This window comes from Gaiella sp. (assembly GCF_035710885.1).
Taxonomy (GTDB): domain Bacteria; phylum Actinomycetota; class Thermoleophilia; order Gaiellales; family Gaiellaceae; genus Gaiella.
The window spans coordinates 44,652-54,877 of sequence record NZ_DASTCS010000076.1 but is presented as its reverse complement, the minus strand read 5'-3'; the positions used below and the strand labels follow the sequence as shown (position 1 = coordinate 54,877).

The 10,226-nt window shown below is 70.6% G+C and carries 9 protein-coding genes; all 9 read left to right on the top strand.

What is annotated here, in order from left to right:
* The first annotated feature begins 48 nt into the window (after nucleotides 1–48).
* Nucleotides 49–1,206, top strand: coding sequence for a mandelate racemase/muconate lactonizing enzyme family protein (locus tag VFO26_RS17200; RefSeq protein ID WP_325116312.1), 1,158 nt, complete (start codon nucleotides 49–51; stop codon nucleotides 1,204–1,206).
* 26 nt (nucleotides 1,207–1,232) lie between these two features.
* On the top strand, nucleotides 1,233–2,858 hold the full coding sequence (locus tag VFO26_RS17195; protein WP_325116310.1) for an ABC transporter substrate-binding protein: 1,626 nt from the start codon (nucleotides 1,233–1,235) through the stop codon (nucleotides 2,856–2,858).
* Nucleotides 2,859–2,927: 69 nt separating this feature from the next.
* Nucleotides 2,928–3,878, top strand: a complete 951-nt coding sequence (locus VFO26_RS17190; protein WP_325116309.1) for an ABC transporter permease — start codon at nucleotides 2,928–2,930, stop codon at nucleotides 3,876–3,878.
* Nucleotides 3,879–3,925: 47 nt separating this feature from the next.
* Nucleotides 3,926–4,825 (top strand): ABC transporter permease, encoded by a 900-nt coding sequence (locus VFO26_RS17185; protein ID WP_414653119.1) that lies wholly within the window; start codon nucleotides 3,926–3,928, stop codon nucleotides 4,823–4,825.
* Nucleotides 4,822–6,429 (top strand): D-aminoacylase, encoded by a 1,608-nt coding sequence (locus VFO26_RS17180; protein WP_325116307.1) that lies wholly within the window; start codon nucleotides 4,822–4,824, stop codon nucleotides 6,427–6,429. The genes VFO26_RS17185 and VFO26_RS17180 overlap by 4 nt, the downstream gene beginning before the upstream one ends.
* 1 nt (nucleotide 6,430) lies before the next feature.
* Nucleotides 6,431–7,561, top strand: a complete 1,131-nt coding sequence (locus VFO26_RS17175) for a GntG family PLP-dependent aldolase (RefSeq protein ID WP_325116306.1) — start codon at nucleotides 6,431–6,433, stop codon at nucleotides 7,559–7,561.
* A gap of 46 nt (nucleotides 7,562–7,607) precedes the next feature.
* Entirely contained in the window at nucleotides 7,608–8,456 is an 849-nt protein-coding gene (locus tag VFO26_RS17170; RefSeq protein WP_325116305.1) for a CoA ester lyase, read from the top strand.
* The gene (locus VFO26_RS17165; RefSeq protein WP_325116304.1) at nucleotides 8,453–8,989 is read left to right on the top strand and encodes a MaoC family dehydratase; all 537 of its coding nucleotides are present in this window, start codon (nucleotides 8,453–8,455) and stop codon (nucleotides 8,987–8,989) included. The genes VFO26_RS17170 and VFO26_RS17165 overlap by 4 nt, the downstream gene beginning before the upstream one ends.
* Nucleotides 8,974–10,194, top strand: a complete 1,221-nt coding sequence (locus VFO26_RS17160) for an acyl-CoA dehydrogenase family protein (RefSeq protein ID WP_325116303.1) — start codon at nucleotides 8,974–8,976, stop codon at nucleotides 10,192–10,194. The genes VFO26_RS17165 and VFO26_RS17160 overlap by 16 nt, the downstream gene beginning before the upstream one ends.
* Nucleotides 10,195–10,226 lie beyond the last annotated feature (32 nt).

Genomic DNA, 10,226 nt, shown 5'->3' with positions numbered 1-10,226 from the left:
GGAATAGTTGACAATCGATCATCCTCGCGCGTACCCTAGACCACTCCGGTGGAGATCACCAACGTCACGACGACTGCGGTCCGGACGCCGATGCGCGAGCCGCTCAAGTGGCCCGGAGGCGTGCGCCAGTCCGCGTCCGGGCTCATCGTCGAGATCCACACCGACGAGGGTATCTCGGGGATCGGGGAGGCGCCCGGGCCGACGCTGCCGACGATCCAGACGATCATCGAGCGCGAGCTCAGCCAGTTCCTCGTCGGTCAGGACCCGCTCCGCGGCGAGTGGCTGGTGCACCGGCTGGAGGAGTTCTCGCGCAACTGGGCCGCGATCGCCGCGTACGCGATCTCCGGGCTCGAGATCGCGCTCCTCGACATCAAGGGGAAGGCGCTCGGCGCCCCCGTCGCCGAGCTGCTCGGCGGCTATTGCCGCGATCGGGTGCCGGTGGTCGGCTACCTCTTCATCGACGAGCCCGAGGCGAACGCCAAGAAGGCGAAGGCGTTCGTCGACGCGGGCTACACGGAGCTGAAGCTCAAGGTCGGCCGCGACTTCCAGCAGGACCACGACTCGATCGCCGCGATCCGCGACGCGGTCGGCCCGGACGTGAAGCTGCGGATCGACGCGAACATGATCTGGAGCGTCCCGGCGGCGATCAAGTGGATCCGCGGGCTCGAGCAGTTCGACCTGCAGTACGTCGAGCAGCCGGTTCCCGACTTCGACGTCCAGGGGCTCGCGCAGGTGCGCCGCTCGGTCTCGGTGCCGATCGCGGCGGACGAGGCCTGCACCGACGTCCGCTCCGCGCTCGAGCTCGTCAAGCACGACGCGTGCGACGTCTTCGTCGTCTACCCGTCCGAGGCGGGTGGGCTCGTCCACGCGCGCCAGATCGCCGGGATCGCCGAGGCGGCGGGCAAGTGGTGCGCGGTCGGGAGCTGGGCCGAGCTCGGCCCCGCGACGATCGCGAACGCGCACCTGGCCGCGGCGACGAGCAGCTTCGTGTTCGCAAGCGACACGCACTACCCGCTTCAGGTCGAGGACGTGCTCTCGCAGCCGCTCGACCTCTCGGACGGGCTCCTCGCCGTGCCGCGCGCACCCGGGCTCGGAGTCGAGCTCGACCGCGAGGCAATCGAGCGGCTCGCCAACCTTCAGGTACGCGAAGCCGTCTTCTACGACGACGTCGATGCAGAGGCACCGAGGGTCGGTCAGATCCTCTGACGACCGCACGGAAGGAGGGAAGGCACGTGTCAGACACTCCGACACCAGAAGGAACGGGTGGAGCCGGCGAGCTCAGTCGCCGAGACCTGATCGTCAAGGCCGGCGTGGTCGGTGCCGGCGCCGTCGCTGCCGGCTCGATCGCGGGCAAGGCGACTGCTGCCCCGAAGAGGGTCGGCGCGACACCGAGGAAGGGCGGCAAGATCACGTTCGCCCTCGAGCAGGATCCGGTGCACATCGCGCCGTTCGGGGCGATCCTGACCTCGAACCACTGGGGCAAGGAGCCGATGTACGAGTCCCTCATCGAGTGGGACGCGAAGCTCAACCGACGGCCGGCGCTCGCCGAGAGCTGGAAGGTCGTCGACCCGAGGACGGTGGACTTCACGCTCCGCCGCGGTGTCCGGTTCCACAACGGCAAGGAGGTCACCGCCGCCGACGTCAAGTACTCGGTCGAGGGGTGGCTCAACCCTCCGCTCCCGGGCAGCGTCGCGACGCTCGGCCAGATCCCGTCGATCACGTCCGCCGAGGTGCGGAGCAAGTACGTCGTGCGCTTCAAGCTGGCCAAGCCCGACGCGCGGCTGTTCGGGTTCCTCGCCTGGAACCGGTACTCGCCGATCGTGCCCGAGGGCATGTACCAGCAGGTGAACGCCGGACGCGAGGGGATCGGCACCGGGCCGTTCCGGCTGGTCAGCTACGTGCCGGGACAGGGAGTCGAGTACGCCGCGTACGCGAACTACCGCAAGCGCGGCCTGCCGTACCTGAACCAGCTCTCCCTGCCGACGCTGCCCGATGAGCAGGCGCGGATCGCCGCCCTCCGCGCCGGTGCGATCGACGGGGCGACGCTGTCCGCGGACGGGGCCCGGTCGTTCCAGGGGAACAGCAACTTCACGGTCCTGCGTGGCCTCACGGCGGCGTTCCGCGAGCTGCAGATGACGCAGAAGATCGGCGAGAACAAGCCGTGGACCGACAAGCGCGTGCGGCAGGCGGTCAACTTCGCGATCAACCGCCAGGAGATCCTCGACCGGGTCTACAACGGGTTCGGCGAGTACTCGGGCCACGTGCCGCCCGGCTACGGGCCGTGGCCCCTGACCCGCGCCGAGCTCCGCAACAAGTACCTCAAGTTCGACCTGGCGAAGGCGCGGACGCTCATGCGGCAAGCGGGCTTCGCCAACGGCTTCGAGGTGACGATGACGACGTTCTCGACACCGCTCGACTTCGGGCAGGTGGCCGCGGTCATCAAGGCGCAGCTCGACCGGATCGGCATCGAGGTCAACATCAAGGCCGAGGAGCCCGGCACGTTCGCGGCAAACAACGGCCCCGGCCGGTTCGAGTGGGATCTGACGGCACGCGGCATGCGCGGCGACGTCGACGGCTACACGGCCGAGTTCAACCCCGTCAACACCTCGTACAAGGCCTGGTACCCCGCGTACCGGAACGTCAGGATGTGGCGACTGGTGGGCAACGGCTTCATCCAGCTCGACGAGAAGAAGCGGCTGCCGATGTACAAGGAGCTCCAGCGGCTCCTGCTCGAAGAGCAGCTCCAGGTGCCGCTCGTCGCCGTGACGAAGTTCCAGGTCGTCCGCAGGCGCGTCAAGAACATGTACGTCGCCTTCAGCGACTTCAACACCGGTCTCAAGACCGCCTGGGTGGAGTGAACTCGAGGCTCGACCCTGCGACCGTGGGGGCCTGGACGGCCAGGCCCCCACGAGAGCCTCGCTGACGCTGTGCTCGGGTTCATCGGCCGCCGCGTCCTGCTCACGATCCCGACGATCATCGGGATCTCGATCATCATCTTCCTGATGGTGCGCCTGATGCCCGGCGACATCATCGACGTCCTCTTCTCGGGCGACGTGACCGCGACGGAGGAGGTGAAGCAGCAGGCGCGCGAGGACCTCGGGCTCTCGGGCTCGTATCCCGAGCAATACTGGAACTGGGCCTCCGGTGTCGTCCAGGGCGACCTCGGCGACTCGTACCGGAACACCGAGCCCGTCAGCGACGTCCTGCTGCGGGCGCTCCCCATCACGCTCGAGCTGATGATCCTCGCCCTGCTCATCGCGGTGCTGATCGGCGTCCCGCTCGGCGTGATCTCCGCCGTCCGGCGCGACTCCGCCGGAGATTACGCCTCGCGTGTCGGTGGGCTGATCGGGATCAGCATCCCCAACTTCTGGCTTGCGACCCTCCTGCTCCTCTTCACCTCACGCGTGTTCGGCTGGGTGCCGCCGCTCGGGCACATCTCCTTCTTCGACGACCCGATCGGCAACCTCAGCCAGTTCGTCCTGCCGGCGATCTCGATCTCGGTCTTCACGCTCGCGATCGTGATGCGGATGGTCCGCGCGACGATGCTCGAGGTGATGAGCCAGGACTACGTCCGCACCGCGCGGGCGAAGGGCGTCCGTCGGCGGCTCGTCGTGTACCGCCACGCGCTCCGGAACGCGCTCGTTCCCGTCGTGACGGTGATCGGATTCGAGGTGGGGATCCTGATGGGCGGCGCGGCGATCGTCGAGCTGATCTTCGGCCTGCCCGGAGTCGGCTACGTGCTCCTCCAGGCGATCTTCAACCGGGACTACCCGCTCGTGCAGGGGGCGACACTGCTGATCGCAGTCATCTTCGTCCTCGCCAACCTGCTGGTCGACATCGTCTACGGCTGGCTCGACCCGAGGATCGTGCAGGAATGACGCCGAGCGACCCGCGTCCGACACCGGTCCCCGCGCTCGCCGGCGACATGCCGGCCGACCTCGTCGCGTGGGACGCGATCCCGCGCCAGCGGTTCGGTTTCCTCGGCAAGTGGCGCAACCCGATCGGGCTCGTCGGCGCGGTGATCATCGGCTTCAACGTCCTCGTCGCCGTCTTCGGCCCCTACGTGTACACCGTTGACCCGGACGCGCAGGAGTCCGACCGACTGCTACCGCCCAGCTGGGACAACCCGATGGGGACGGACGAGCTCGGCCGCGACGTCCTCGCACGGATCATCCACGGCGCCCAGGTCTCTCTCCAGGTCGGGGCGATCGCCGTCGGCATCGCGCTCGTCGCCGGAACCCTGCTGGGGCTCCTGGCCGGATACCACAGGGGCATCGTCGACGGCATCCTGATGCGCGTCGTCGACCTGATGTTCGCGCTTCCGGGCCTCGTGTTCGCGATCGTGATCGCCGGCCTGCTCGGCCCGAGCCGGCGCAACGCGATGATCGCGATCGGGATCGTGATCACCCCGGCGTTCGCGCGCGTCGTCCGAGGGGCGGTGCTCGAGGTGATGGGGTTCCCGTACATCGAGTCGACCCGCGCGCTCGGCGCAAGCGGGTACCGCGTGATGATCCGCCACCTGCTGCCGAACATCGTCGCGCCCCTGACGGTGCTCGTCACCGTCTACCTGGGAACGGCGATCCTGAGCGAGGCTGCGCTGAGCTTCCTCGGCCTCGGCACGCAGCCGCCGGAGGCGTCGTGGGGCGGGATGCTCAACACCGCACGCTCGTACATCGATCTGGCCTGGTGGCTGTCGGTCTTCCCCGGGGCCGCGATCATGCTGGTCGTCCTCGGCTTCAACTTCCTCGGCGACGGGTTGCGCGACATCCTCGATCCGAGGCTCGGGCCGACCGTCGGGGAGGTCCCGGCGGCCAAGAAGGAGTGACCCTCGACGTCCTGATCCGCGGCGGCCGGGTCGCCGACGGCACCGGCAGCCCGCTGTTCCTCGGCGACGTCGCGATCGCGGACGGGAGGATCGAGGAGGTCGGCCGCCTCGCGCCCGAGGCCACGGCCGCGCGGGTGATCGACGCGACGGGGAAGGTCGTCTGCCCGGGCTTCGTCGACCCTCACAGCCACAGCGACTTCTCGCTGCTCGCGAACCCCACCGCCGAGAGCACGATCCGGCAGGGCGTGACGACGGAGGTCGTGGGGAACTGCGGCACCAGCCACGCTCCCGTGACCGATCACTCGCGGGAGGTGGTCAGCGGCTGGCTCCACACCTTCGGCTACGACGGGCCCGTGATCCCGTGGACGACGTTCGGCGAGTATCTCCAGTTCGTCTCGGACGTGGGGCACACGCCGAACCTCGCCTGGTTCGTCGGGCACAACACGCTCCGGGCCGCGGCCGGCGTCTCCGGGTCGGAGCCGACCGAGGAGCAGTTCCTCGCGATGGAGGGGTTCGTGCGCGAGGCGCTCTCCGCCGGAGCCCTCGGCATGTCGACCGGCCTCGAGTTCGACCCGGGTCGCGAGGCGACGCTCGAGGAGCTCGTGCGCCTGAACGCCGTCGCGGGCGAGGCGGGCGGCATGTACACGAGCCACGTCCGCAACCGCGATACCGGCCTCCTCCCTGCGATCGAGGAGTTCCTCGCCATCGCCCGCGCCGGCGGCGGCAAGGCGGAGATCTCGCACCTGAACGTCCGTCACGACACGGGGGCGCCCGACCGCGGCTGGGAGAGGGCCGTGGAGCTGATGGCGAGCGCGCGCGAGGAGGGGCTCGACGTGCTCGCAGACACGACGCCCTTCCGCGAGGGGCTCGGCCAGCTGGCCGGGATCCTGCCGCACTGGGTCTCGGCCGACGGGCCGGAGGCAGCGCTCCGTCATCTCGCCGACCCGGACACGCGCGCCCGCCTCCGCGGCGAGTGCGACCGCTACTGGCGCTTCATCCACAAGGGGCAGTGGGAGCGCGTGCGGCTCCAGGCGAGCGAGGCCCATCCCGAGCTCGAGGGCCTCACGTTCGCGCAGATCGCCGAGGCGCGCGGCCTCGACCCGTGGGACTGCTACTTCGACGTGCTCCTCGACGCGGGCACGGCGTTCCAGTCGGTCCTGGTCGTCGGGACGCTGTTCACCGACGAGCACCTCGCCGAGATGATCTCGCACCCGCTCTTCTCGCTCGGCGTCGACGCCTTCACGGTGACCCTCGAGGGGCCGCTCGCCGAGGTGATGCGGCACCCGCTCGGCTATGCCGGCCACGTCCACTACCTCACCCACCACGTGCGCGAGCGCGGCACGCTCCGGCTCGAGGAGGCGATCCGCAAGATGACGAGCATGCCGGCGGCTCACTTCGGCCTCCAGGACCGCGGTCTGCTCCGCCCGGGGTACGCGGCAGACGTCGTCGTCTTCGACTTCGACGAGCTGGAGGACGTGTCGACCACCGACGCGCCGCACGCGTATGCCCGCGGTGTCGAGCACGTGCTCGTGAACGGCGTCCAGGTGATCGACGCGGGCGAGCACACGGGCGCGCGACCGGGGCGGCAGTTGCAGCGGGCCTGACGTGGCCCGGGCGACGGCGATCGACCTCCGCTCGGACCTGTGCACGGTCCCGACGGCGGAGATGTGGGACGCGATGCGCGCCGCCGAGCTCGGCCTGGCCGCCTTCGGCGAGGACGCCTCGGTCAACGAGCTGTGCGGGCGGGTCGCGGAGCTGCTCGGCAAGCCCGCGGCGTTGTGGGTGCCGACCTGCGGGATGGCGAACCTCGTGGCGCTGCTGACGTTCTGCGAGCCCGGCGACGCCGTCGTGCTCGAGTCGAGCTCACACGTCCTCACCTCGGAGGCGATGGGGATCGTCGAGATCGCCGGCCTCGAGCCGCGGTCGCTCTGGGCGGCGGACGGGCGGATCGCCCCCGACGCGGTCGACGAGCTCGTGGCCGAGAGCCGCGCGCCGCTGCTCGTGCTCGAGAACACCCACACCCGCGCGGGCGGCACCGTCCTCTCCGTCGAGCAGGTCGCGGCGCTCGCCGATGCGGCGAACCGTCACGACTGCCGGGTGCACGTCGACGGCGCGCGGCTCGTGAACGCCTCCGTCGCCCTGGGAGTGCCGCTCGCCGCCCTGGCGCAGCGGGCCAACTCGGTCGCGCTCTCGCTGAACAAGGGACTGTCAGCTCCGCTGGGAACGGTGCTCGCCGGGAGCGAGGCGGTCGTCGCGCGTGCGCACGTGATGCTCCGGAGGCTGGGCGGCGCCACGGTGCACAGGGCAGGCATCGCGGCGGCCGCGGGCCTCGTCGCGCTCGACACGATGATCGACCGGATCGGAGACGACCATCGCCGGGCCCGCGAGCTGGCGGCCCGGCTCGCGTCGGTCCCCGGGCTGCGGCTCGACCCGGAGGTCGTCGAGACGAACATCGTGCTCGTCGACGTCGCGGCCACGGGGCTCCCGCCCGAGGAGCTCCTCGGGCTGCTCGAGCAGGTGGGCGTCCGCGCCATGGAGCGCGACGCGAGCCGCATTCGCTTCGTCACCCACCGGCTGATCGGCGACGACGACGTCGAGGAGGCTGCCCGGGTCGTCGCAGACGTCGTCGAGCGGCACTCCGTGCCGCCGTTCGAGCTGCCGGAGGTCGAGGGTCTCGCCGAGCTCGAGGAAGCGGAGCCGGAGGAACCGGAGCACGAGGAACGCGGGGCCGGTTGACGACCTCGACGTTGTCCCTCCGATAAATGTCTGACATTATCGCCGGATGGATGCGCTGCTCCGCAAGCTCGCTGCGGCGCGCACGTTCCTGATCTTCCCGGGAGACGAGGAGCGGAAGCGCGAGCGGGCGCTCACGAGCGCGGCCGACGCCGCCGTGCTCGACCTCGAAGACGGTGTCGCGCCGGACGCGAAGGAGGAGGCCCGTGCCGCGGTCGGCCCATTCGCAGAGGCTCCCGGCGGGCCGGCGAGGCTCGTCCGGGTCAACGACCCCCTTGGCGAGGACGGGGCGCGAGACCTCGCCGCCGTCGCCCGCCTCGAGGCGCCGGTCGGCGTTCTCGTCCCGAAGGCGACCGTGCATGCCGTCGAGCGGGCGGCCGAGCTGGAGCGTCCGCTGGTGGCGCTCGTGGAGGACGCAGCGGGGATCCGCGACGCCTACGCGCTCGCCGAGCATCCGGCGGTCTTCGCCCTCGCGCTCGGCAGCGCCGACCTGACCGCGTCCCTCGGCCTCCTCCCCGACGGCTCGGGCTCGGAGCTTCTCTTCGCGCGCTCTCAGCTCGTCGTCGCCTCCGGCGCCGCGCGCATCCGGCCGCCGATCGACGGGCCCTGCCTGGACGTGCACGACCCGGCTGCGCTCGAGCGCGAGGTCGCTGCTGCCCGCACGCTCGGACTACTGGGGAAGGTCTGCATCCATCCCGACCAGGTCGAGGGCGTGCGGCGCGGCTTCGCCCCGACCCGAGCAGAGCTGGAGCAGGCGCGTCGCGTCGTCGCGGCATGGGCGGCGATCGTCGCCCATGGGGGCGCCGTCGGCGTCGTCGACGGGTTGCTCGTCGACCCGCCGGTCGCCGAGCGGGCGAGGGCAGTCATCGAAGCGAGCGAAGGGAGTGGGACGGCATGAGCGCGACGGAGCCGCCGGCGGCGCCGAAGGAGTGGCGCGGCAGGTTCTTCGAGGACTTCGACGTGGGGGACGTCTTCCGCAGCCGGCTCGGGCGGACGATCTCCGAGACGGACAACACCTGGTTCACGAACCTGACGCTGAACACGAACCAGGTGCACTTCAACGCGCCGTATGCAGAGGCGACCCGCTTCGGGCAGATCCTCGTCAACAGCTGCTTCACCCTCTCCCTCGTCGCGGGCCTGACCGTGCCCGACACGAGCGAGAACGCTGTCGCCAACCTGGGCTGGACGGACATCCGCCTCCCGAAGCCGGTCTTCGTCGGCGACACGTTGTGGGCGGAGAGCGAGATCGTCGAGCTGCGGCCCTCCGAGTCCCGGCCGACCGTCGGGATCGTCTCGATGCGCTGTCGTGGGATCAACCAGCGCGGGGAGGTCGTGATCGAGTACCTGCGGACGTTCATGGTGCTGCGCCGGAGCGCGCCGGAGGCCCGGTCGTCGTTCCCCGCCACGGACACACCGTGGGGGGTGGGCTGATCGTGCACGCCCAGACGCAGGAGCAGCGCGAGATCGTCGCTCTGGTGCGGGAGTTCGTCGACCGCGAGGTGATCCCGCAGGCCTCGGCCTTCGACCACGACGACGTCTTCCCCGAGCCGCTCGTCGAGCGGATGCGCGAGCTCGGCCTGTTCGGGATCACGATCCCCGAGGAGCACGGCGGCCTCGGCCTCGACGTGACGACGTACGCGCTCGTCCAGGCCGAGCTCTCGCGCGGCTGGATGTCGCTCTCGGGCGTCCTCAACACGCATCTGATCACCGCGCGGATGATCGCGACGCGGGGCACCGGTGAGCAGCGTCAGCGCCTGCTCCCACGCATGGCCACCGGCGAATGGCGGGCCGCCTACTCGATGACGGAGCCGCACGCGGGCTCTGACGTCCAGGCGATCCGCACGACCGCACGCCGAGACGGTGACGACTGGGTGATCGACGGCCAGAAGATGTGGGTCACGAACGGCCTGCGCTCCTCGCTCGTCTGCCTGCTCGTCCGCACCGACCCGGAGGCAGACCCACCGCACCGGGGGATGACGGCGTTCGTCGTCGAGAAGCCCGCGGGCGCGGCCGACGTCCCCGGCCTCACGATCGCCAAGCTCGAGAAGCTCGGGTACAAGGGAGTCGAGTCGACGGAGCTCGCCTTCGACGGCTTCCGGACCCCGGCGTCGTCCGTCCTCGGCGGCGAGGAGGGGCTCGGTCGGGGGTTCGCCTGGTTCATGGAGGGGATCGAGCTCGGCCGCATCAACGTCGCGGCGCGCGGCGTCGGGATCGCGACCGCGGCGCTCGAGGCTTCCCTGCGGTACGCCCGCGAGCGCGAGACCTTCGGCAAGCCGATCGCGGCGCACCAGGCGATCCAGATGAAGCTCGCCGACATGGCGACGAGGATCGAGGCCGCGAGGATGCTCATGCTCTCGGCCGCGGCGAAGAAGGACCGTGGCGAGCGCGTCGACCTCGAGGCGGGCATGGCGAAGCTGTTCGCCACCGAGACCGCCCAGGAGGCCGCCCTCGAGGCGATGCGGATCCACGGCGGCTACGGCTACTCGCCGGAGTTCGTCGTCGAACGCCTCTACCGCGATGCGCCGGTGCTCGTCATCGGCGAGGGCACGAACGAGATCCAGCGGCTCCTCATCGCCCGCCGTCTGCTCGAGCGGGCCGAGGAGAGCGATCCCGGGCCGGAGGCACGCGGACGGTGACCGGCCCCCGGTCGGACGGCGGCGCTGCGGTC